Here is a 21,231-nt window from a genome sequence, read left to right on the forward strand (position 1 = left end):
ATTGCCCGCAGCGCGGCGCGGCAGGTTTTGCCTACGCGCTAGCCGCTACAGAGCGCCTTGATCCCTTCGCGAATGTCGGCTGAAGCGGCCTCGGCGGCCTCGGCCAGAAGATCGACCTGCGCCGCGAGAACATCACGATCCACGACACGATCGACAAGCCCATAGGTCAATGCCTCGTCTGTGGTCAGTTTCTGCCCGGCCATCAGCACCATCTTGGCGCGCGCGGGGCCGATCAGCGCGGTCATGCGTTTAGGGTCGGAGGGCTGAGGCAGAAACCCAAGCTTCATGACCGGGTAAAAGAACTTGGCGCCCGGCACGGCAATGCGCAAATCGCAAGCCAGTGCCATGCCAAACGCACCGCCCGCCAGCGTGCCATTCAACGCCGCGACGGACAGACCCGGGAAGTCAGCAATGGCACCGGACAACCGTTCCCAAACGTCATCCGTGGCCAGCCCGGCACGCGCTTCGTCCAGATCAGCCCCGGCGGAAAACACCTTGCCACGTCCCGTCAATACAAACACCGGCACCCGCGCTGCGGTTGCGGCCTCGGCGGCATCCGCGATCTGGCTCAGCATCTCGCGGGTCAGAGAGTTGGCCTTATCAGGGCGATTTATCGTAACGGTCCAACGGCTGTCTGTTTTGACGAGTTCAATCACGAGATAAGCCCCACCTTGCGCCGGATATCTTCATCCCGCAGCTTCACCTCTTGGCCGACATAGGCGTCGCCTTCGGGACCGCACATCCAGAGCAAAGCCTGCGCCGGCCATTCAGGCGGGATATGGTCAGACCAATCCAGCTGGCTAACCGGGTTAACGCCACTGTCTTTGATGTCGCGCTGCATTTGCGTTGCGACAGTGCCCGGTGACAGGCCCATCGCACGAATGCCCTGCGCACGGTATTCTTTGTCCAAACTCATGGTCAGCATCGCCGCTGCGGCCTTGGACGCGCAATAGGCGCTCCAGCCCTCAAGCGCGTTATGGGCCGCACCGGAACTGATGGTAATGACCGTCCCGCCACCACGTGCGATCATGTCCGGCAAAACCGCCTTCATGCCATGGTAAACACCTTTCAGGTTGATATCGATCGTCTTGCCCCACGCCTGCACATCGGCCTGATCCATCCGGGCAATCGGATCAATCGCCCCGGCATTGTTGATCAGGATATCGACGCTTCCAAAGGCCGTGATGGTTTCACGCACCGCGTTTTCCACTGACACCGGGTCAGACACATCGCAAGCCAGCGCAAGCGCGGTCTCGCCGATCTCTGTCGCGATCGTGTTGATCGCCTCAGCCCCCCGCGCCAACAGCACCACATTTGCCCCTTGCGCAGCAAAAAGCCGGGCGGCGGCCTCTCCGATGCCGCGGCTTGCGCCGGTAATCATCACGGTTTTGCCAGTAACTTCGGTCATCATTCGCGTCTCCCACTTGTCGAGGTGATACCTTGCAACGGACCTGCCGCGCCACCCATATGTCACTTGACCGCAGTTGCCCAAAAGACAAAGCTTTGGGCAACTCATTTCAAGTTGGAAGGTATCGTTATGAAAGTCGCAACATCCATTTCAGCCACGGCGCTGCTGGCAGGACTTTTTTCTGCCCAAACCGCCTATGCAGACCTGACAGCCGAAGAAACTTGGGACGGGATCAAAACGCTGGCCGCGCAATATGGAGAGGTTCTGACCGGCACGCCAAAACGATCCGGCAGCGCCCTGATCATCGAAGATGCCGCGTTTCGCTATGCTCTGTCCGACTTGGAGCTTAACAGCGATGTTGCGGGCCAGACCGTATCAAAGACCGGGGACGTTGTGTTCTCGGGTACGTTGGGCGATCTGACGCTGACCGAACAAGGCGATGGGTCAGTTGCACTGGACCTGCCCAGCCAGATGCCGGTGAACTTTGAAATGCTTACCGAGTCGGGTGAAGATGTCGACGTAGACATGCTGCTAACGCATGCCGGTTTGTCGGCGATCTACACCGGCACCCCCACCGCAATGACCGTCACCTACAGCGCAGATAAAATCGCGCTGGATGTCACTGAACTTGAAGTTGATGGCGAAACTTTCGACCTTGATATCGGGTTCACGCTGAGCGATCTGGCCGGGACATCCGAAACCGTTCTGGGCGACGTTCTGAAGATTGATGGCGATTTCGCCGGCGGCTTGCTGAGCATGTTCCTCAAAGCGGACGACCCGGAAGGTACGGGTACTGTCGATATGACCATCGAAGTCGCTGACCTGAAAAGCGTTAGCACCAGTGCAATCCCCAGCGGCGGCTATGCTCAGTTCACTGACTTCGCCAAACTGTTGGCAGCAGGGTATGAAACAAAGGGGGACCTGTCGTCTGGTGCGGTCACCATGGATGTTGCGTTTGACGGACCTGATGGGGATGGCTCCATCAAAGTCGGTATGAGCGGCACCGAAGGCAGCGTCGAAATGGGCGACGACGTGCTGTCGTATGAGGTGCTTTACAAAGGTCTGAGCGCGGTCGCCAGCGGCAGTCAGATTCTTTTTCCGCAAGTATCAATCAAAGTTGATGAAAGCGCTTTTGGGCTGACCATGCCGATGGGCGCAACCGACACGCCACGCGATCTGCGCCTGCTGACCACATTGCGCGGACTGGAAGTCGACGACTTCCTGTGGGCGCTGTTTGATCCGACGGGCGTTCTGCCCCGTGATCCCGCAACCTTGGTTGTGGACTTGTCAGGGCAGGCCAAGTGGTTGGTCGACATCTTTGACCCGGCAGTCGCAGAGACTCTGGACAGCTTGCCCGGTGAACTCTACGCCCTGGACATCGACGCGCTTGAGCTGGACATCGCCGGGGCGCGCCTGACCGGCAGCGGTGATTTTGACTTCGACAATACCGATCTGGTCACCTTCAACGGCATGCCCGCGCCGGAAGGCAAGCTGAACCTTAAGCTGGTCGGCGGGAATGGCCTGCTCGACAAGCTGATCCAGCTGGGTCTGGTCCCGCAGGATCAAGCCATGGGCATCCGCATGATGAGCGGCATTTTCGCCACGCCGGGGGATGGCGACGACACGCTTCTTTCTGAAATTGCCGTGCAAAAAGACGGTTCGGTTCTGGCCAATGGCCAGCGGATTAAATAAGCGACAGTTTGCAACCCAATTGCCGAAAACGCCCCGTGCGACTTGCACGGGGCGTTTTTGCATACTAGGTGCAAGCAAACCGAGCTGCGATATAACAAGAATGACTGACACGCTTTCCTCCCTCACCCAACAGCTATTGGATGCCGCGCTAAAAGCGGGGGCCGACTCTGCGGATTCGTTGGTGATGGAAGGCACAAGCCTGTCAATCGACGTCCGCGGTGGTGCCTTGGAACAGGCAGAACGTTCGGAAGGGATAGATCTTGGGCTGCGGGTGCTGATTGGCAAAAAGCAGGCTTGTGTGTCCTCGTCAAACAGCAGCGCAGCAACCATCACCGAGATGGCCCAGCGCGCGGTCGCCATGGCGAACGAAGCCCCCGAAGACGCCAATATCGGCCTTGCCGACCCTGATCAGATCACCCAAAGCTGGGATGTTGACGCGCTGGAATTGGCAGATGACTCACCAGAACCAGACCCCGCCGCGTTGCAGGAAGATGCCTGTCGCGCCGAAGCTGCGGCATTGGAATTTGAAGGAATTTCGCAGGTTCAATCGGCCTCGGCCGGATATGGCGCACGCCGCTTGCATCTGGCTGCAACCAACGGCTTCAGCGGCGGGTACACACGCACATCCCGCGCCATCAGCTGTGTTGCAATCACCGGCACGGGTAGCGAAATGGAACGTGACTATTTCGGCGATTCCCGTGTGTTTCAGGCCGATGTCATGGATGCGGCTGAAATTGGCAAAATCACTGCAGAACGCACTTTGGCACGGGCAGGCGCACGCAAACCCCCAACCGGGGCGTTTCCGGTTCTGTACGATGAAAGGGTGTCTGGCTCTTTGATCAGCCATCTTCTGGACGCTGCAAACGGGGCTTCGGTGGCCCGTGGGGCCTCGTGGTTGCGGGATGCCATGGGCGAACAGGTCTTGCCGACATCCCTGTCGCTGACACAAGATCCGCATCGCCCCCGAGTCTCTGGCTCGCGCCCGTTTGACGCCGAAGGCCTGGCAACGCGGCGCAGCGCCATCGTTGAAAACGGCGTGCTATCCCACTGGATTCTGGACTTGGCGAATGCCCGCAAACTTGGGCTTGAAAGCACGGCCAATGCGGCGCGTGGGGTCTCCTCTCCACCGCATCCTTCGGTGACAAACGCAGCGCTGACTCAGGGGGCACACAGCCAGCAAGAACTTCTGGCACAAATGGGCACCGGGCTTTTGGTGACCTCGATGATCGGCGCGTCAATCAATGCCAATACCGGCGATTATTCGCGTGGGGCGTCGGGGTTCTGGGTGGAAAACGGTCAGATCGCCTATCCGGTGAACGAATGCACGATTGCAGGCAATCTGCGCGATATGCTGCGCTCTATTGTGCCTGCCAATGACGCCCGCATGCACCTGTCGCGCCCAATTCCGTCCTTGCTGGTAGAAGGGCTGACCCTTGCCGGAGAGTGACCTGCCCCTGCTGATCGACGCCGCGCATGAGGCCGGTCACATTGCCGCCAAACACTGGCGCAATTCCCCACGCTATTGGGACAAGCCCGATCAGCAAGGCCCGGTCACTGAAGCAGATATTGAGATTGACGAAATGCTGCGCGAACGTCTGATCGCAGCGCGGCCTGATTACGGCTGGCTCTCAGAAGAGTCGGTGGACAACCCCGAGCGTCTGGACACGCATCGCGCTTTTGTCGTCGACCCGATCGACGGCACCCGCGCCTTCATGAGCGGCGATCGCACCTTTGCCCATGCCATTGCTGTTGTTGAACGCGGGCAGGTTATTGCCTCGCTTGTCTTCCTGCCATTGCGCCAGAAAATGTACACCGCCACGCTGGGGGGCGGGGCCGAGCTGAACGGCGTTCAGATCGGCATAAGTGAACGGACGGAACTGGAAGGTGCTGAACTGCTGATCGCGCGCCCCGCTTTGGATCAGAAGTTCTGGAGAGGCCCCGTTCCGGTGGTCAACCGACATCTGCGGCCATCTCTGGCGTACCGGCTGTGTCTGGTCGCAGAAGGCCGTTTTGACGCAATGGTTACGATCCGTGACAGTTGGGATTGGGATATCGCCGCTGGTGCGTTGATCCTCGGCGAAGCTGGGGCCGTGATCAGCGACCGCTCAGGTGCGCCATTGGAATTCAACACACGCCACCCCGCCTCGGAAGGGGTGGTGGCCGGCACGCCTGCCCTGCACCAACAGATCATTTCCAGATTGGAACCTTGATCGAGTTCCACCTTTCCTGAGACCCGATGTTCCGGTAGCCTTTGTGAAAGCAGCGCAAAGTAATCCCATCATGTTTCATCCCTTTGTTCCGATTTCGTCAGGGCCGTACGCATGATCAAAGGCTGGCTGGATACTTTGCGCACCCGGCTCGCGGCGGTCACCTCTGCGGTCAAAAGCCCGGCACCGGAGACGCCCACCAATACGCAGCGCCCCGATGTTCCGCTGATCTGGGTGCATGATCCAACCGGGCGTCACAGCTGTGAAATTGACGCCTTGTTCGAGCATCTTTCCGAGATCGGGGCCGAGCAGGCTCTGTTGTGGACCGGACCAAAAGGGGCCGACCCCGAGCTGGCTCATTTCACCCAACAAAGCCCTCCTGACACCGCGACGGCGGCACGGGCCTTTTTGGATCACTGGATGCCAGCCATCGCCCTGATCACGGCGCCTGACATCCCCGGAGCCCTGACAGCAGAACTGCAACGCCGCGCGGTTCCCTCGTATCTGTACCAGTCGGACACCCATTACAAACCACCGCGCAACCTGCTGCGCCGGTTCAACCGCTATCTGGTGGCCGATCAGGCAGTGGCCGGTGTCCTGACACGACAAGGCGCCTTGGGTGACAGGCTTTCGGTCATCGGCACGCTTTATGACGGCGCAACACCTCCTCCCGCCGATGAAGCGACGCGCAATCAACTGGCACAGGCACTATCGGCGCGGCCATCATGGCTGGCCGCCGCAACCACCGCAGCCGAAGATCAGATCATCGTCGCGGCGCATGCCAAAGCCGCCCGGCGTGCGCACCGTTTGCTGCTGGTGCTGAACCCCGCCGACCCGGCCCGCGGGGATGAACTGGTGAAAAGCCTGCGCCGCGAAAAATGGCGCGTGGTGCAACGGTCCGCAGGGCAAACCCCAGACGAGGAAACTCAAATCCTGATCGCTGATTCACCCGATGAACTGGGCCTGTGGTTTCGTATCGCTCCTGTGTCCTTCATGGGAGGGTCTCTTGATGCGCAGGGCAGTGGCGGCATCGACCCGATGGGTGCCGCGGCCCTTGGATCGGCAATCCTGCACGGGCCGAACCTGGGTTTGCATGCCTCGACCTATGCCCGTTTAGACACGGCCCAAGCGGCCCGTACGGTGCGCGATGCGCAGAGCCTGGCCCGGCTGCTGGATGTGTTCAGCGCCCCGGAAAAGGCCGCAGAGCTGGCGCATAACGCCTGGCAGGTTTCGACAATCGGTGCACAAGCCACAGGGCGACTGGCCGATCTGATCCTCGAAGAAATTCACCCTGAGGAGGACAGCTGATGCGCGCGCCGCCGTTCTGGTTTACCCCACCGAACCAGCCCGCGCTGCGGGCGCGGTTATTGGCACCGCTGGGGGCACTCTATGCCTTTGGCACGGCGCGGCGCGTGGCCAAAAAGGATGGGTTGCGCGCCGACATCCCGGTGATTTGCATTGGCAACATCAACGCTGGAGGCACCGGCAAAACCCCGACCACCATCGCGCTTGTGCAAATGCTGCAGGCCCGCAAACTGACACCACACGTGGTCAGCCGCGGCTATGGCGGCGCCCTGGAAGGCCCGGTGCAGGTCATTGAGCGCACCCATGGCCCCGATGAGGTCGGAGACGAGCCATTGTTGCTTGCGGCCTTCACCCCGACATGGGTCGCCAAGGACCGTTCCGCCGGAGTGCGCGCGGCGCAAGAAGCCGGGGCCGATGTCGTCATTCTGGATGACGGGTTTCAAAACCCCGGCGTCGCCAAGGACTTGTCGGTGATCGTCGTGGATGCGGCGCGCGGGTTTGGCAATGGCCGCGCCATCCCGGCGGGCCCGCTGCGCGAAACCGTGCCCGCGGGCATGGCCCGCGCGGACATGGTGCTGTCGATTGGGCCAAGCGCGGCCCAGAAAAACTTTGCCGCAACATGGGGTCACACGATCACGGTGCCCCATCTGATCGGCACCTTAGAGCCGCTGCCCACGGGCATGGATTGGCAGGGTATGGATGTTCTGGCCTTTGCCGGGATCGGCCATCCCGAAAAGTTCTTTGCAACCCTGCGCGCGATGGGCTGCAATGTGCGCAAGTCCGAAGGCTTAGCAGACCATCAGCCTCTGACCGAAAGCCTGATGAAACGCCTTGAGCTGGAAGCGCAGGCGTTGGGCGCGCAACTGGTGACAACTGAAAAAGATGCGGTGCGTCTATCGGATGAATTCAGACGCAAGGTGCTGACCGTGCCTGTACGCCTGTCGATCAAAGACAGCACGCCATTACAACTGGCACTGGATCAGCTGGGGTTGGGGCAGCGCGCCTGACCAAACAGGCGCGCCAAGGATTTAGCTTTCCAGAGCGGCGTCAACAGCTTCGCTGAGCGCCTCAAAGCTGGCCGGCGTTACCTTTTCGCCATTGACGATCAGAGTCGGCGTGCCGGTAATATCATACTCTTCCATCGACCCTTCATACCGGTCGATCAGCGCCTGAGCGCCGGCACCATCGGTCAGGCATACATCCATCTCGGCGTCAGTCAGGCCCGACGCCAGACCAATACCGCGCAGGTTGGCGGCAATTGTCGGACCTTGGCCGTCACCAATCCAGTCGCGCTGTTTCTGGAACAGCATGTCGACAATACCGAAGTACCGCATATCCCCGCCGCAGCGTGCCACCAGTGCAGCCCAAAGGCCGGGGCGGTCAAAGTACACTTCACGATAGACCAAACGCACCTTGCCAGTGTCGATGTAGTCGGCCTTGAACTGCGGCAAGACATCGAGGTGGAAATTCTTACAATGCGGGCAGGTGAACGAGGAATACTCGTACACCGTGACCGGCGCATCCGGGTCGCCCATCACCACATCATCCAGCAGCGTCAGCCCGGTGGGGGCTTCGGGGGCGGGGGCCTCGGCATGGCCATCGGCAAAGGCGGGTACACCCGCACCAAAGGCGGTTGCGGCGCCAAGGCCAAGGAACAATCTGCGCTTCATCTTTTCGGTCTCCTTCACCGTTGAGTACGGTTTAATACGTTGCACCCCAGGTTTTCCAGCGCGGCCCGCAATTGCGGGTCGGTAACACCATCGGCCAAATCGCGGGCCTTGCCCTTCATCTTGGCGCTCGGCGCGCGTGGTGTCGCTTTGGGGGCGGGGGTAAACTGCGCCTGCCCTTCCGCGAACCCGGTGGGGGCGGTCTGGGTCAGACGTATGCGCGAGATTGCTGCATAGCCATAGCAGGCGTTCACTTTCTCGCGGATTTTTTCCTTTTGCATTTCCAGCAAGGGCGCCATCGAACCGGTCGTCAGAACCGTCAAGGTCGCCCCCAAGCCCTGACGCCCGTAATGCACATTTACGGGTCGGGCGGTTTGGGCGGTTTCTTCACCGACGATTTCGTTCCAATGCGTCAACAAGCGTGTGACGGTAAACCCGCGCTGTTCCCCGACAGAGCGGATAGGACCCTTTAAAAGGGACGCTGTGCGCTCAAACCCGCGTTTGCGGCGTTTGGGGGGCTTCGGTTTTCCTGTCATCTTGCCTGTCACTTTCTGGCTCAGGCTCTATTCTTATGCTTCCGGGCCGGTGGGGCCAAGTGAATCACGACAAGGGCACATAAACATTGCGTGACGAGGATTACAGCCAAGAGCTTTTGCACTGGTATGACCGCCACGCGCGGGAGATGCCCTGGCGGGTCGGACCCGGCGATCTGGCACGCGGGGAGCGCCCCGACCCGTATCACGTCTGGATGTCCGAGGTGATGCTGCAGCAAACCACTGTTGTAACTGTGCGTGACTATTTTCTTCGTTTTACAGCACGTTGGCCCAGCGTCACAGCATTGGCCGCGGCCGCAGATGAAGACGTCATGGGGGAATGGGCCGGGTTGGGCTATTACGCGCGCGCCCGTAACCTGCTGAAATGCGCCCGCGTCATCACAAAAGACCACGGCGGGGTCTTCCCAGATACCGAAGAGGCGCTACGCGCACTGCCCGGCATCGGCCCATACACCGCCGCGGCCGTGTCTGCGATTGCGTTTGACCGGGCTGCGGTAGTGGTAGATGGCAATGTCGAACGGGTCATGGCACGGCTTTTCGCGGTTCTGACCCCGTTGCCCACCGCCAAGGCAGAACTAACCGATCTGGCTGCACGGCTGACACCCGACCTGCGGCCCGGCTGTCATGCGCAAGCGGTAATGGACTTGGGGGCAACGATCTGTACGCCCAAATCCCCGGCCTGCGGCATCTGTCCGGTCAAGGATGGCTGCCAAGCCCGCACGCAGGGGATTCAGGCTGACCTGCCCCGGAAACTCCCCAAGAAACCCAAACCCACACGCTACGGCACAGCATATGTTGCGCAGACAGAATCGGGGGGCTGGGTTCTGGAACGCAGGCCTGAGAAAGGGCTTTTAGGCGGCATGCTGGGCTGGCCCGGGACTGATTGGTCTGAAGATGCACCGCCCGACTCTCCTCCTTTTGATGCCGACTGGCAGGAGCTGGGCGCAGAAGTTCGCCATACGTTCACGCATTTCCACCTGCGACTTCGCGTCAAGACGGCGCTTTTGCCTCAGGACATTGCGCTTGATGCAAGGTATCATCTGCTAAATGAAACGTTCCGCCCCTCGGACCTGCCGACGGTCATGCGCAAAGCCTTTGACCTGACCCGGTCAGACGCGTGACAGGTATGAGGTAACCTTCATGAGCAGCCGCCCTATTTCAAGCTTTCTGAGCGCCCTGCCATTCTGGCTGTCCCTTGTACTGGTGCCGCTGGCGCTGATCGCCACGACACAAGGCGGATGGACCGTTGCCTTGATGCCGCTTTACGCTTGGGCGCTGATCACGGTTTTGGATGTGATTTCGGGATTGAACACAAACAACCCAGATCCGATGACCCCGGTGACCGATCTGTTCTGGTATCGCCTGATCACCATGATCTGGTTCCCCCTCCAGTTTTGCGTGATCTACGGAACCATCTGGTACGTCACCCGCACCGATCATTTGTCGACGCTGGAACTGATCGTGCTGTTCTTCGGGATAGGGGTGATTTCAGGCACGATCGGGATCGTGTATTCGCACGAGCTGCTGCATCAGAAGAACAAGCTTGAACGCTGGCTGGGTGACCTGCTGCTGGCAACCGTCCTTTACAGCCACTTCCGCTCAGAGCACCTGTTGGTCCATCACATCCATGTTGGCACCCCGCGTGATGCGGTCACCGCGCGTTACAACGAAGGCTTTCACCGCTTTTTCCTGCGTGTGCTGTTCGAATGCCCCCATTCCGCATGGAAAGCCGAAACCAAGATGCTGGCGCGGCGCAATCGTGGGCCGCTGCACCCGTCAAACCCATTTTGGCGCTATGCGATCCTGCAAATCTGCGCCTTGGCACTTGCTTTTGCGATTGGCGGCTGGCTGGGGCTGGCGCTGTTTCTGTGGCAAGCCTTTGCCGCCGTCTGGCAGTTGGAACTGACGAATTATGTCGAACATTACGGCCTGACCCGTAAATACCTTGGCGAAGGCAAGTATGAACACGTCATGCCGCGCCACAGCTGGAATGCCTCGCACACAGCGTCGAACTGGCTGATGATCAACCTACAGCGTCACTCGGATCATCACTATAAACCCGACCGACGCTTTCCGTTGTTGCAGACCTACGACGAAGAGGAAGCGCCTCAATTGCCAATGGGCTACCCGGCGATGGGCTGGGCCGCGATGGTCCCGCCGCTGTGGCGCCGGATCATGAACCCCAAAGTGCGGGCGTGGCGGAAAAAGTTTTATCCCGAAATCGAGGATTGGACTGATTACAAAACAGGTGCCACGCCCTTACCCAAAGGATCGTAAGCGGGGCGACCAGTTGCGCCCCGCTCGACGTGGGATTAGCCGGGAATATAGGGCTGAACCGGCTCTTCCTGTGCCTGCCAAAGGGCATAGAACTCGGGCAGGCCAAGGGTGGCCAGCGTTTCATTGTTCGGACCAAGGATTTCATAGATCACACCGTCCTGCCCACGGTTGCTGAACCAGGCGATGCAATCCTGATCACCGCCGCCTTCGGTATGGGGCGCGCCGCCAGCCGATTTTTCAACAAAACTTGCAGTCGGTCGAATTTCAGTCAGTTCCCCTTCGGCGTTGTACAGCCGCAGTTCGCCCTGAATGATGAAAGTGCTGTAGTCAGCGTGATGACGGTGCAACAGGACCCGTTCATTGGCCGCGAACTTCAACAACAGGTCCACGATTTTCATTTCCGGATCAACTTTCAGCACGTGGTACCAGACGTGATCGAACCCTTCGAGCGTGTTCCAAGTGACGTTGGTTTGATCAAACGCAGCCGCAGCCTGCGCCGCAGCCGAAGCAGCGTTGCCCCCCAAAGCAGCCGTGGCCACCGCAGCGCCAATCCCGGTAAGCCCCTCGCGGCGTGAAATCTTGGTCATCTTTTCCTCCCTCCAGAGTATATCCAAAACCTTGCCTCAAAAGCGTTGCACAAGACGTTGCGGCGTTTCTTGCCATTTAGTGCCATACGCGACCAAAGCATTAGATGGCATACTGCGCGGCGGGAGGCATTCAGATGAAGGGCTACACGCGCACAAGTGCATTGGGTCCAATCTCGGACTTTGTCGAGGCGCGCGGCGGCTCGATAGAGCGCATGTTCAGTCGCGCGGATTTGCCGTTGTCCCTGCTCGACAACCCCGATCTGCCCCTGCCTTTGAGCGAACAGTTCTCTATTCTGCGCGAAGGCGGGCGCGAGCTGGGTGATGCGTTTTTTGGGGCGTCCTTGGGCCAATTGGTCAGCATGGAAAAGCTCAGCGCCTTTGGCGCGTGGGTCAGCGGCGCCCCCACCCTGGCCAGCGCAATTGACCGATCCCGCCGAGGGCTGAACCGGTTCATGCAAACCGCCACCCTGCTAGAACTTCGGGTCAAAGGAAACTCGGCGATTTGGTCGATCGAATTTTTGGACCCCGGCCGCACCGGGCGTTTTCAGAACGAGTTGTTGGGCGTGAGCTACCTGATTGACGGGATACGTTATTTCGCCGGGCCGCGTTGGAGGCCTGATCTGATCCACTGCACATGTCAGGGCGCAGAGCAGGCAAGGCAACTTGAGCATATCTTCAACGCCCCGGTGAAACCCGATGCCCGGGTCTGTGCTGTGGCGTTCGACATGGCTCTTTTGGCCGCCACCGGGCCAAAACACACCCACCCCACATTTGAAGAAGAGCCGCCCATCCCCCCGTCACGACGCGTTCAGGAAGACGTCGCCGCCCTGTCAGCGATCGCCTTGTTGGAACGGCAGCCCAAGATTGATTGGGTGGCGGGGAAACTGGATATGAGCCGGCGCACCCTGCAACGCGCATTAGAGGCCGAAGGCTGCAGTTTTTCAGATGTACTAGAGGGGCTCTTGCAGGATCGCGCGATCACATTGCTGCGCGCAACCAACCTTGGCCTGACCGATATCGCGCTTCAGTTGGGATATAGTGACGGCGCGCATTTTTCGCGCGCCTTTCGGCGATGGATGGGCATCGCGCCATCGCAGTATCGTGCGCAAACTCATACTTAAGTTATTGTATTAATATAAATTTTTACAAAACAGGTGGAGTAAACACATGCCCTGGTCCGTCAGAGGCGGCATTAAACAGATTCAGTTGGGACCCCGAGATCGGAGGCTAAACGCGCCCAAAAACGGCGCCCTTCCGGTTCCCGAAAGGTGCATGACCGCCTGAGTTGACCTAATAAGCTTTGAAGGACTGAATGATCGCGTCGATAATTTCATAGTTCTCACGCTCAGTTCGGGCGTAAGCATATCGATTGACTGCTAGCACGTTCTTGGTCACGCGACCCGACAAACGAACGGTCAAATCAGCAACCGTAATCTTTTGTCCCGCGGGTAGGTCACTCACATAGGGGCTGCCTTGTTTGCGATCCATCGTGAAGAAAATGCGGACCACATTGCCCCGATGCAGGGCATAGTAGGCAAGTCCATCATTGACGGCGCGGTCTTCGGTTCTGGTGTAGTAGGTGTAGTAGAAGGCTTGATCAGCCCCCGTACCACCCTTCCGTCGCATGGGCTTGAACGAGGCGCCCAAACTTTTGGTTTCTTCCCTCTCAATATGGGATTTTCGCCTGTCTTTTACATAGGCCTTGAAATCCGAAGCGGCACTTTCTCCGGCCTTGAAGCAGTTGATCGACATCAGCAGACCCGGAGTGATCATATACTCGGAAAACGGGCGGTCGTCGCGTTGTTTCCAATAGTCCCACAGGTTAAATTGATATGTCGTCCGAACCTTGCCAGAGTCCAACGTTTCGGTGGACTTCGCAAACGACCAACGTGGGTCTAGCGCCATCTGCACACCGCAATCGTTGAACCTCTGGGGCTGCGGCTTCCACGGGATATAGTTGGGGTCGTAGTTCTCAGCTTCGGTCTCTGCATTTGCGGCACCGATGAAGCCGCAGATAAAAAGTGCTGACAAAACCAAGCGTAGAACGCGCATATAAATCACCTCAAACCAAAGTGCCTAAACATCATAGGCAGGCTTAAAACGACCTGCCAACCCATAACAAAAAAAGCCCCGCCCAAGACGGGCGGGGTAAGTAGATGCCGTGGTCAGGCCACAGGCACCGGCGGTATTCAAAGTAATCAGTTGGGGCGTTCGGCCATTTCAGCGCGGATCTGCTGGCGCAGCAGGTCGATGGGCACGTTCTTGCCATCTCGCTTGAACATCCAATAGGTCCAGCCATTGCAGCTGGGCGCGCCTTCCAGCGCTGCGCCAACCTGATGGATCGAGCCTTTGACGTCATCCGACACCAGCGTGCCATCAGCGCGCACCTTGGCCACTTTGCCACGGGGCGAAGTCAGGACCTCGCCGGGGCGCAGCATGCCGCGTTCGACCAACTGGCCAAAGGGCACGCGCGGCTGAGCGCGTTTGGATTGCGAAACCGTAAGGGCCTCTTTGTCGAACTTGCGGACATTGTCGATGCGTTTCTTGGCAACCTCGCGATAGGCCTCTTCGCGCTCAATGCCGATGAATTCACGCCCCAGCATCTTGGCGACAGCACCCGTGGTGCCCGTGCCAAAGAACGGGTCCAGCACCACATCCCCCGGGTTGGTTGCGGCAACCATTACGCGGTGCAGCAGGGCCTCGGGCTTTTGGGTCGGGTGGGCTTTGTTGCCCGCGTCGTCTTTCAGGCGCTCATGACCATTGCAGATCGGGATAACCCAGTCGCTGCGCATTTGCACACCGTCATTGAGCGCCTTCAGTGCTTCGTAGTTGAACGTGTATTTGCTGGCTTCCTGCTTCGAGGCCCAGATCATGGTTTCATGCGCGTTGGTCAAACGCTTGCCACGGAAGTTGGGCATCGGGTTCGACTTGCGCCAGACCACATCGTTCAAAATCCAGAAGCCCTGGTTTTGCAATTCGGCGCCCATGCGGAAGACATTGTGATAGCTGCCAATCACCCAGATCGCCCCGTTGGGCTTAAGGATGCGACGTGCAGCGGCAAGCCAAGCGCGGGTGAACTTGTCATAAGCTTTGAAACTGTCGAATTGATCCCAGTGGTCATCGACCGCATCAACCTTGGAATTGTCCGGGCGATGAAGGTCACCCCGCAGCTGCAGGTTATACGGCGGGTCAGCAAAGATCAGATCTACCGAGTTCTCGGGGAGGGAATTCATCACCTCCACGCAGTCACCAGCCAATATCTCATTGAGCGGAAGCGTCGCCGCCCCCTTCTTCTTCGTCTTAGTCGTCATTTCTGCCTCTGTCCCGCGCCTATTTTGGCGTCGTTTGTTGCCTACAGGATGAGTCAAAGGCGATTCGCCGTCAATTTCTTTTTTGAATCAACGACTTAAGTTTTTTGCTTGATACAAGATATTGTGGACGGGCTTGAACGAGACTCTATGGTGTGGGGTCGCCCCTAGGATTTGCAGCGCCTCCATATGGGCTTTTGACCCATATCCGGCGTTGCTTTCCCAGCCATAGCCGGGGTGCTGTTGCGCCAAATCCACCATGATCCGGTCACGACATATTTTGGCCACAATTGACGCTGCGGCAACCGACAGTGATTTGGCGTCTCCTTTGACGATACACTCAGCGCTACAGACAAGGCCCTCGGGGATCTTATTACCGTCGATCAACGCGTGGTCCGGTGCCACTTTCAGCCCTGCCACAGCGCGCCGCATCGCCAAGAAGGTCGCTTGCAGAATATTGATCTCGTCAATCTCGGCGACCGAGGCATGCGCGATCGAGACATCTGCGGCTTGCATGATCGGGTCAAACAGTGCTTCGCGCCGTTTTGCGGTCAGCGCTTTGGAGTCATTCAAGCCTTCTGGGATGTGCTTAGGATCGATCCAAACAGCGGCCGCCGTGACGGGCCCCGCCAAAGGGCCCCGGCCCACCTCATCCACACCGATCACACGATTGGCACCGCGGGCATAGGCGGCCGTTTCAAAACTGAAGTCAGGAAATGTTTTTGCCATGCCCCGTCATCCCAAGAGGTGCACGCCGGGGCAAGATAAAAATGGGGTGGGCGCTCGACGTTCCCACCCCAATTGGCGCGCGGCTCAAGGGACAGGCCGCGCGCCTGCTCGACTGTTACCGCTTGTGGCCAACCACATAACCGTGGCGCATCAGGCAGGTCGAGACGTAGCCGCTTTTCATACCATTCTTGGTGCGGAACTTTGTCTGACACTTCGACGGCAAACCAGAAGCGGCATTGCGGGCTTCCAGGCACTCGCTCGACAGGTATGTATGGTGTTTGCCGGTGTTTTTGCCCTGGCCAACGGTTTTGCGCTGGCAGCGCGCCGGCAGGACCTTAGCACGGTAATCGTCACCGCCTTCCTGATAACGGGGTTTGCCGCCACTGTAGATGGGCGCGCCTTTGCCACTGATCACATACCCGTGGCGGGAAAGACAGGTCGCAGCATAGGCGCCGCGCTTGCCTTCGGGCGTCGTGATCGTGACCTTACATTGCGAGGGCAGGCCTGCGGTGGCGTTCGCTTTCTTCAGGCAGGATTCCAGAAAATAGGTCTGGTGAGCCCCCGTATTGTTGCCCACCTTGAAGGTCTTGCGCTGACAGCGCGGCGGCAGAACCTTCTGGCTGTATTGGTGGTTCCCGTCATGTGCATGGCCCGAGTGACTATGGGCATGAGTATGCGTAACACCATGACTGTGAGAGTGAGTGGTGGTGGTGTTGACGGGAACCGGGCCGTCATTGTCATTGGCTTCGGACAGAATATAAAGCGCGGCCGCGCCAAATATGACCGCAGCCAATGTATCTTCTTCGCTCCACGCCAGCGAGGGCGTAGCGGTGATAGGAGTTATAGCCAGTGCTGCTGCAAAAGCTGACGCCGTAAATGATTTGAACATGAGAGCCTCCCAAGGGTCGGTGGCGTACTGTGCGCCGGTAAATTCATCTGAACTCAGCTTGCGGGAACCCGGGCATGACAGGCAATATCGCGGACCTGTTATCGAATAACATGCGCTAAATGCCTCGTGTTATTGAATAACCCCTACGAGTAAGCCATGTTGAAACCTATGAAACGGAGCATTCTTACCCCTGTTGCCCTTGCCATCGCGCTGATGGGCGCCGCACCTGCCGCGGCGGATTGCTATGCCGATTACAAGGCCAAGCAGCAAAATCCGCTTCGCTTGCACTATGGTGTGATACAGTTGGCCGATGCCGCATGCGATAACCGTTTGCGCGCCAGACGGCTGATTGAACGTCGCATTGCGAAAGACGGTTGGCAGTTGCTGAACGTGATGTCTATCTTTGACAAGAAGGGCCTTGCGCAAAGGAAAGAGAGTGCCGGAAAGTACTACCTCCGCTACTGAAACCAGCCGCACCACGAATATGGTGATCAACTTCGGAATCGGGGCCATCATCCTGATCCTGCTGGTTGCGATGGTATTGCTGTTCATCAACCTGCCCGATGCGAATGCCTTTAACGCGCGGGTTGAACAGATCTTCGTGGCCAATGACGATCTGACCTCGGGCCCGGAAATCAAGCTGCTGGAAATCCTGGCCGAAAGCGGCACAGCTTTTTCTGGTGTATTGGCGTCTTACCGCGTGGTGATCTTTGTGCTGTTGGTATTCTCAACCGCCTTGCTGATCGCGTCTTTGGTCTTCTTGGTCACAATCATCGGGCTGAACCGCCGTATGAACGAAGTTGAACGCACCGGTATTCAGGTGTCTTCGCTGCTTATCAGCCGGTCGGAAAACACCGTGTTGCTGAACAACATGGAGTTCAAACTTACACCGGCGGCAATTGAAACGCTGTCCGTATTGGCCGAGGCGCGCATGGATGATGACATGCTGTCGGGTGCACAGATCGAAGCAGTTATTTCAGGTCGTTCCGAATCCGATTGCGAAGAAGCCGCTGGGGCCACCCGCATCAAACGGTTGCGCGATTCATTGGGCAACCAGATGGTCAGTGAACTTCTGGTCAAGAACATTGCCCGCAAGGGCTATATGCTTTCGATCGACAAAGATGTGATCCGAATGATCTAAGGCTTCACTCGCCATAGAGTATCCGCATCGCCCGCTCTTCGAAGTTGTCTTTCTGCGGCTCCAGCATGTTTTGCGCCAGGAACCAATAGAAGTACTTTTCGAAGTCGAAACTGCGGAAGTGTTCCGGGGCCGCCGCGATGTTTTCACGCAGATCACGCCCGGTTTTACAGACCAACGTGGCGTGATGATAATCGCACTTTGCGCAGGTCAGCACGGCCTTCTTCTGCATCAGAGCCTCAAACCCGACCGCCGAGTTCTGTGAAACGATGATCTGCGACACAGCGATCAGATCATGGATGCTGGCATCAACCAGTTCCACATTGGATCGGCTATCGCATTGTTCGGTAACCCGTTCGACCTGCTCTGGCCGCAAAAGAGGGTGCAGTTTCACATACACCTTACCCTTGGCCGCGCGCGAGGCGTTGTGGATGATCTTTTCAGTCGTCAGGTGGAAGACCTTCTTGTCGTACTTCTCGAGATCCTGAACAAACACCGCGACATCAGCGGTCGACAGCTTCACACTGCCGCGGGGCGGCTGCGACCACTTAGAGACATTGTGGCCAAGCTTGTGACCGCGCACCCCATAGAAAAACTCGCGCGCTTTCAGTGCATCTATGGTCTCGGGGTCAAATTCCTTCTCAAGAACGGAAGAGTTCCAATAGAACCCTTTTGGATCCAGATACCAAAACCCCGGAATATAGCAGGGCTGGGTGTGAAACATGTTCGCCCCGGGAAAGGGCTTCAAGTTCATCATCAGATGGGTGCAATCGCTTTGTCGCAACGCCAAGGACAACACATCGTGTTCGTGCACAAACAGGGTTTCTTGCCCGCGCGCCTGTGCGGCATGCCCTATTTTCTCAAAGAACCGGTGACTGCCCTGATGAAGCTGGTTCAGCCAGCCCTCCTCGGCATGCACAACCAATGTGTTCTTCCCCACCTTTGGTTCGGTGGCTTCTTTGAATACGCCCACTGCTTTGCGCCCGTGTGTTTGGTCCTACTGATGGTTGTTGATAGGCCCTCCCCACGCATGAGGCAACAAACAGAAAGTACTTCGCGCGCGCGCTACGCGATTTACCCCAAAGCGCCCAATTCAGGGCGCAAATTCTGATTAGCGCCCGGCGCCGGTCAAACTTGCAAGAGAGCGGGCAACGCCCACAGCTGCGCTGAAACGCTCGGGGAGGGCGTAAAGCGTCATCCCCCATGGGACGTTTTGCGGCGTGCGCCCAAAGGGTACGGCCAAGCCGCTCAAACCCAGAGGGTTGGCAAAGTTGGTATAGGTTCCGTTTCGGAAATTAGGACCCAGAGGGTCGGCTTCGCACATCGCGCGGGTGACCAGTGCCCCGACAGTCGGGGTGATCAGCACATCGTGGTCCTGCCAGAACGCCTGCGTTGCATGCTGGGCCTCGGCGGTTTCGTATTGCGCGCGATAGGCATCTGCAGCGGTAAACTTCCGGCTGGCTTGGATCATCGGCCCAACAACCGGATGGCAGTCATTGGGATTGGCTTCAATGAAGGCACCGACCGACACATCCCGTTCGGCCAGATATGGGCCAAAGAACATCAGATCGTTGATTGACTGAAATAGGGTCAGGTCAGCATCCGCTGCGCCAAGCGCGTCGGTCAACAGGGTATAGGCCTGCTGATAGAGCGCTGCGACATCCGCGTCGCCGAAGGTGTCGATCTTATCCGGCGGAGCCATCGCAATCCGTGGCTTCGGTATATCTTTTTCGGCGAAATTCTGTCCCATCGCGTCTTTGGGATCGTGCCCTTTGACGATCTGATCCACGGTCAGCGCATCTTCAAGCGCGGCGCAAAACACGGTGGCCGTGTCAAAGCTGCGGCATGCATAAAGCAAACCATGGCGGCTCCAGGCGCCGGGGGCGGGTTTCAGCCCGTAGATGCCATTATAGCTGGCAGGCACGCGGCCTGAACCGCCCGTATCTGTGCCAAAAGCAAAGGCCACCATCCCGGTCGAGATCGACACCCCTGCCCCCGACGATGATCCGCCGGGGATATAGTCCGGGTTGAACGGGTTGCGGGCCGTGCCATAGGGGGTGCGCACGCCGACCAGCCCGGTGGCGAACTGATCCATGTTGGTTTTGCCCAGACAGATCGCCCCTGCGGCCTCGGCCCGGGCAACTACGGTGGCAGAGGCGTCCGGGCGATAGGCAAACGCCGGACAGGCTGCGGTGGTGTCAAACCCGGCAGTGTCGATATTGTCTTTCACCGAAAACGGTATGCCATAAAGCGGCAGATCTTTGGCGGTCGGGTCGGCCTCGAGCGCTGCGCATTTGGCGGCCAGATCGTCGAGGCTGATCGTCGAGGTCCAGACCCCTTCCTGATCTGGGTCGGTGAACCTACGGGCAAGGTCCGGCAACGTTTGGGACGGTGTTGCCGAACCCGCCAAATAGGCGCGCCGCAGCGCGCCTATGGTCAGGGGCGTCGTCATTTGGCTTCGACGACGTTTTGCAGCCAAGAGGCCTCAAGGAAGGTTTCAAACACTTCGCGGCTAGGCGCCTCGGGCAAACGTTCCTGGCTGACAAGGAAGTCCGAGGTTGCGATCAGCGTGTCGACGAACCCACCGGCGGCTTCCTCGGTGCCGATGTATTGCGCCGTCAGCTGCTTTTCACAGGGCACCATTTCAGTACCGCGCATCATGCGGGTCGCGTCTTCCAACGACAGTTCAAGTTCTTCCGCGATGATCGCAGCGGTTTCAGCGGGGTTACTGATCCAATAATCAATGCCCTCGCATTCAGCGGCGATGAACTTCTCGACGTAATCCGGGTACTTCTCCGCGAATTCGTTCATCACAACGCCTACATCCCAGGTGGGATAGCCGCGTTTTTCCATGATGCCCGAGGTCATGAAGATATTGCCGCCATCTTTGACGGCTTTGTCCAGATTGGGCTCCCAGAACCAAGCGGCATCAATGTCGCCACGCGACCACGCCAAGGCGATGTCATTGGGCCGCAGATCGAGAATTTTCATGCTGGCCGGGTCGATACCTTCGTCCGCCAAAGCCTGCAGTAGCAGGTAATGGGTGGTCGAGCCAAACGGCGCGGCGATGGTTTTGCCTTCCAGATCCTTGAAGGATTTGATGTTGGCATCAGTGCGCACCGCCATGGCTTCGACAAAGTCCAGCATGTTCAGCACCATGGTACCTTTGATCGGCAGGCCACGGGCCACACCAATGGCTGTAGGCGGGTTGCCAAGACCGCCAAAGTCGATTTGATCAGCGGCAATCGCGCGTAACATGTCACCGCCACCGCCAACCTTGATGTAGTTAATTTTGACGCCGGGCATATGCTTGGCAACCAGACCAAGGTTCTTGGTCACCAACTGGGCGTTCACAAGGTTCAGAAAGCCAACGGTGACTTCTTCTGGTGCCTCTTCGGCAAACGCGCCCGAGGCCAGCGCTATGCTGGATACAAGTCCAAGTACAAACTTCTTCATTTCCACACTCCTGT

22 protein-coding genes are annotated in these 21,231 nt (G+C 58.4%); 10 read left to right on the forward strand and 12 right to left on the reverse strand.

Going from position 1 to position 21,231, the window contains the following annotated elements:
- Window positions 1–38 precede the first annotated feature (38 nt).
- Both ATO10_RS07790 and ATO10_RS07795 read right to left on the reverse strand, forming a co-directional pair.
- A complete protein-coding gene (locus tag ATO10_RS07790; RefSeq protein WP_035250125.1) occupies window positions 39–656 on the reverse strand; it encodes an enoyl-CoA hydratase/isomerase family protein in 618 nt (205 codons plus the stop codon).
- Window positions 653–1,408, reverse strand: coding sequence for an SDR family oxidoreductase (locus ATO10_RS07795; protein ID WP_035250425.1), 756 nt, complete (start codon window positions 1,406–1,408; stop codon window positions 653–655). The genes ATO10_RS07790 and ATO10_RS07795 overlap by 4 nt, the downstream gene beginning before the upstream one ends.
- Before the next feature lie 129 nt (window positions 1,409–1,537).
- On the opposite strand from ATO10_RS07795, the gene ATO10_RS07800 reads away from it, so the two are divergent.
- The 5 genes from ATO10_RS07800 to lpxK all read left to right on the forward strand — a co-directional run bounded on the left by ATO10_RS07800 (window position 1,538) and on the right by lpxK (window position 7,619).
- Window positions 1,538–3,100 carry a DUF2125 domain-containing protein gene (locus tag ATO10_RS07800; protein ID WP_035250126.1) on the forward strand — a complete coding sequence of 521 codons (1,563 nt, stop codon included), beginning with the start codon at window positions 1,538–1,540 and terminating at the stop codon, window positions 3,098–3,100.
- 100 nt (window positions 3,101–3,200) lie between these two features.
- Window positions 3,201–4,547, forward strand: a complete 1,347-nt coding sequence (locus tag ATO10_RS07805) for a TldD/PmbA family protein (protein ID WP_035250128.1) — start codon at window positions 3,201–3,203, stop codon at window positions 4,545–4,547.
- A complete protein-coding gene (locus ATO10_RS07810; RefSeq protein WP_035250130.1) occupies window positions 4,534–5,310 on the forward strand; it encodes an inositol monophosphatase family protein in 777 nt (258 codons plus the stop codon). Before ATO10_RS07805 ends, ATO10_RS07810 begins: the two co-directional genes overlap by 14 nt.
- Before the next feature lie 111 nt (window positions 5,311–5,421).
- Window positions 5,422–6,615, forward strand: a complete 1,194-nt coding sequence (locus ATO10_RS07815) for a 3-deoxy-D-manno-octulosonic acid transferase (protein ID WP_051598025.1) — start codon at window positions 5,422–5,424, stop codon at window positions 6,613–6,615.
- Window positions 6,615–7,619, forward strand: a complete 1,005-nt coding sequence (gene lpxK / locus ATO10_RS07820; protein ID WP_035250132.1) for a tetraacyldisaccharide 4'-kinase — start codon at window positions 6,615–6,617, stop codon at window positions 7,617–7,619. The genes ATO10_RS07815 and lpxK overlap by 1 nt, the downstream gene beginning before the upstream one ends.
- Before the next feature lie 21 nt (window positions 7,620–7,640).
- Here the strand turns inward: lpxK and ATO10_RS07825 are convergent, their stop codons facing one another.
- Both ATO10_RS07825 and ATO10_RS07830 read right to left on the reverse strand, forming a co-directional pair.
- Window positions 7,641–8,282 carry a DsbA family protein gene (locus ATO10_RS07825; RefSeq protein ID WP_035250134.1) on the reverse strand — a complete coding sequence of 214 codons (642 nt, stop codon included), beginning with the start codon at window positions 8,280–8,282 and terminating at the stop codon, window positions 7,641–7,643.
- A 14-nt stretch (window positions 8,283–8,296) separates the two neighbouring features.
- Window positions 8,297–8,815, reverse strand: coding sequence for a DUF721 domain-containing protein (locus tag ATO10_RS07830; RefSeq protein WP_035250137.1), 519 nt, complete (start codon window positions 8,813–8,815; stop codon window positions 8,297–8,299).
- Window positions 8,816–8,901: 86 nt separating this feature from the next.
- Here ATO10_RS07830 and mutY point away from each other — a divergent pair, with 86 nt between their 5' ends.
- Window positions 8,902–9,954, forward strand: a complete 1,053-nt coding sequence (gene mutY, locus ATO10_RS07835) for an A/G-specific adenine glycosylase (protein ID WP_035250139.1) — start codon at window positions 8,902–8,904, stop codon at window positions 9,952–9,954.
- Window positions 9,955–9,973: 19 nt separating this feature from the next.
- Window positions 9,974–11,110, forward strand: coding sequence for an alkane 1-monooxygenase (locus tag ATO10_RS07840; RefSeq protein ID WP_035250142.1), 1,137 nt, complete (start codon window positions 9,974–9,976; stop codon window positions 11,108–11,110).
- 35 nt (window positions 11,111–11,145) lie between these two features.
- On the opposite strand, the gene ATO10_RS07845 is transcribed toward ATO10_RS07840, so the two are convergent.
- Complete coding sequence (locus tag ATO10_RS07845) at window positions 11,146–11,697, reverse strand: regulator (RefSeq protein ID WP_202898649.1); 552 nt, start codon at window positions 11,695–11,697, stop codon at window positions 11,146–11,148.
- 134 nt (window positions 11,698–11,831) lie between these two features.
- Here ATO10_RS07845 and ATO10_RS07850 point away from each other — a divergent pair, with 134 nt between their 5' ends.
- Window positions 11,832–12,818, forward strand: coding sequence for an AraC family transcriptional regulator (locus ATO10_RS07850; protein WP_051598026.1), 987 nt, complete (start codon window positions 11,832–11,834; stop codon window positions 12,816–12,818).
- Between the two features lie 169 nt (window positions 12,819–12,987).
- Here ATO10_RS07850 and ATO10_RS07855 read toward each other — a convergent pair whose 3' ends face one another.
- From ATO10_RS07855 to ATO10_RS07870, 4 genes are all read right to left on the reverse strand, one after another.
- Complete coding sequence (locus ATO10_RS07855; protein ID WP_035250144.1) at window positions 12,988–13,749, reverse strand: hypothetical protein; 762 nt, start codon at window positions 13,747–13,749, stop codon at window positions 12,988–12,990.
- Between the two features lie 146 nt (window positions 13,750–13,895).
- A complete protein-coding gene (locus ATO10_RS07860; RefSeq protein WP_035250145.1) occupies window positions 13,896–15,008 on the reverse strand; it encodes a site-specific DNA-methyltransferase in 1,113 nt (370 codons plus the stop codon).
- An 87-nt stretch (window positions 15,009–15,095) separates the two neighbouring features.
- Window positions 15,096–15,734, reverse strand: coding sequence for a ribonuclease HII (locus ATO10_RS07865; protein ID WP_035250147.1), 639 nt, complete (start codon window positions 15,732–15,734; stop codon window positions 15,096–15,098).
- 115 nt (window positions 15,735–15,849) lie between these two features.
- Window positions 15,850–16,623 carry a hypothetical protein gene (locus ATO10_RS07870; RefSeq protein ID WP_155886720.1) on the reverse strand — a complete coding sequence of 258 codons (774 nt, stop codon included), beginning with the start codon at window positions 16,621–16,623 and terminating at the stop codon, window positions 15,850–15,852.
- A gap of 168 nt (window positions 16,624–16,791) precedes the next feature.
- Between ATO10_RS07870 and ATO10_RS07875 the strand changes: the two genes are divergently transcribed.
- Both ATO10_RS07875 and ATO10_RS07880 read left to right on the forward strand, forming a co-directional pair.
- On the forward strand, window positions 16,792–17,088 hold the full coding sequence (locus ATO10_RS07875; RefSeq protein ID WP_035250151.1) for a hypothetical protein: 297 nt from the start codon (window positions 16,792–16,794) through the stop codon (window positions 17,086–17,088).
- On the forward strand, window positions 17,060–17,764 hold the full coding sequence (locus ATO10_RS07880; protein ID WP_035250154.1) for a winged helix-turn-helix domain-containing protein: 705 nt from the start codon (window positions 17,060–17,062) through the stop codon (window positions 17,762–17,764). Before ATO10_RS07875 ends, ATO10_RS07880 begins: the two co-directional genes overlap by 29 nt.
- A gap of 4 nt (window positions 17,765–17,768) precedes the next feature.
- Here the strand turns inward: ATO10_RS07880 and ATO10_RS07885 are convergent, their stop codons facing one another.
- The 3 genes from ATO10_RS07885 to ATO10_RS07895 all read right to left on the reverse strand — a co-directional run bounded on the left by ATO10_RS07885 (window position 17,769) and on the right by ATO10_RS07895 (window position 21,217).
- The gene (locus tag ATO10_RS07885) at window positions 17,769–18,734 is read right to left on the reverse strand and encodes a polysialyltransferase family glycosyltransferase (protein ID WP_051598028.1); all 966 of its coding nucleotides are present in this window, start codon (window positions 18,732–18,734) and stop codon (window positions 17,769–17,771) included.
- Between the two features lie 138 nt (window positions 18,735–18,872).
- The gene (locus tag ATO10_RS07890; RefSeq protein WP_051598029.1) at window positions 18,873–20,213 is read right to left on the reverse strand and encodes an amidase family protein; all 1,341 of its coding nucleotides are present in this window, start codon (window positions 20,211–20,213) and stop codon (window positions 18,873–18,875) included.
- Window positions 20,210–21,217: a taurine ABC transporter substrate-binding protein gene (locus ATO10_RS07895; protein ID WP_035250156.1), complete on the reverse strand. Its 1,008-nt coding sequence runs from the start codon at window positions 21,215–21,217 to the stop codon at window positions 20,210–20,212. The genes ATO10_RS07890 and ATO10_RS07895 overlap by 4 nt, the downstream gene beginning before the upstream one ends.
- Window positions 21,218–21,231 lie beyond the last annotated feature (14 nt).

This window comes from Actibacterium atlanticum (assembly GCF_000671395.1).
Taxonomy (GTDB): Bacteria; Pseudomonadota; Alphaproteobacteria; order Rhodobacterales; family Rhodobacteraceae; genus Actibacterium_D; species Actibacterium_D atlanticum.

Coding starts and splice junctions, on each gene's coding strand:
- ATO10_RS07895 (WP_035250156.1), bottom strand. CDS start 21,217: ATGAAGAAGTTTGTACTTGGACTTGTATCCAGCATAGCGCTGGCCTCG.
- ATO10_RS07805 (WP_035250128.1), top strand. CDS start 3,201: ATGACTGACACGCTTTCCTCCCTCACCCAACAGCTATTGGATGCCGCG.
- lpxK (WP_035250132.1), top strand. CDS start 6,615: ATGCGCGCGCCGCCGTTCTGGTTTACCCCACCGAACCAGCCCGCGCTG.
- ATO10_RS07855 (WP_035250144.1), bottom strand. CDS start 13,749: ATGCGCGTTCTACGCTTGGTTTTGTCAGCACTTTTTATCTGCGGCTTC.
- ATO10_RS07890 (WP_051598029.1), bottom strand. CDS start 20,213: ATGACGACGCCCCTGACCATAGGCGCGCTGCGGCGCGCCTATTTGGCG.
- ATO10_RS07825 (WP_035250134.1), bottom strand. CDS start 8,282: ATGAAGCGCAGATTGTTCCTTGGCCTTGGCGCCGCAACCGCCTTTGGT.
- ATO10_RS07850 (WP_051598026.1), top strand. CDS start 11,832: ATGAAGGGCTACACGCGCACAAGTGCATTGGGTCCAATCTCGGACTTT.
- ATO10_RS07870 (WP_155886720.1), bottom strand. CDS start 16,623: ATGTTCAAATCATTTACGGCGTCAGCTTTTGCAGCAGCACTGGCTATA.
- ATO10_RS07830 (WP_035250137.1), bottom strand. CDS start 8,815: ATGACAGGAAAACCGAAGCCCCCCAAACGCCGCAAACGCGGGTTTGAG.
- ATO10_RS07875 (WP_035250151.1), top strand. CDS start 16,792: ATGAAACGGAGCATTCTTACCCCTGTTGCCCTTGCCATCGCGCTGATG.
- ATO10_RS07845 (WP_202898649.1), bottom strand. CDS start 11,697: ATGACCAAGATTTCACGCCGCGAGGGGCTTACCGGGATTGGCGCTGCG.
- ATO10_RS07860 (WP_035250145.1), bottom strand. CDS start 15,008: ATGACGACTAAGACGAAGAAGAAGGGGGCGGCGACGCTTCCGCTCAAT.
- ATO10_RS07800 (WP_035250126.1), top strand. CDS start 1,538: ATGAAAGTCGCAACATCCATTTCAGCCACGGCGCTGCTGGCAGGACTT.
- ATO10_RS07840 (WP_035250142.1), top strand. CDS start 9,974: ATGAGCAGCCGCCCTATTTCAAGCTTTCTGAGCGCCCTGCCATTCTGG.
- ATO10_RS07795 (WP_035250425.1), bottom strand. CDS start 1,408: ATGACCGAAGTTACTGGCAAAACCGTGATGATTACCGGCGCAAGCCGC.
- ATO10_RS07865 (WP_035250147.1), bottom strand. CDS start 15,734: ATGGCAAAAACATTTCCTGACTTCAGTTTTGAAACGGCCGCCTATGCC.
- ATO10_RS07815 (WP_051598025.1), top strand. CDS start 5,422: ATGATCAAAGGCTGGCTGGATACTTTGCGCACCCGGCTCGCGGCGGTC.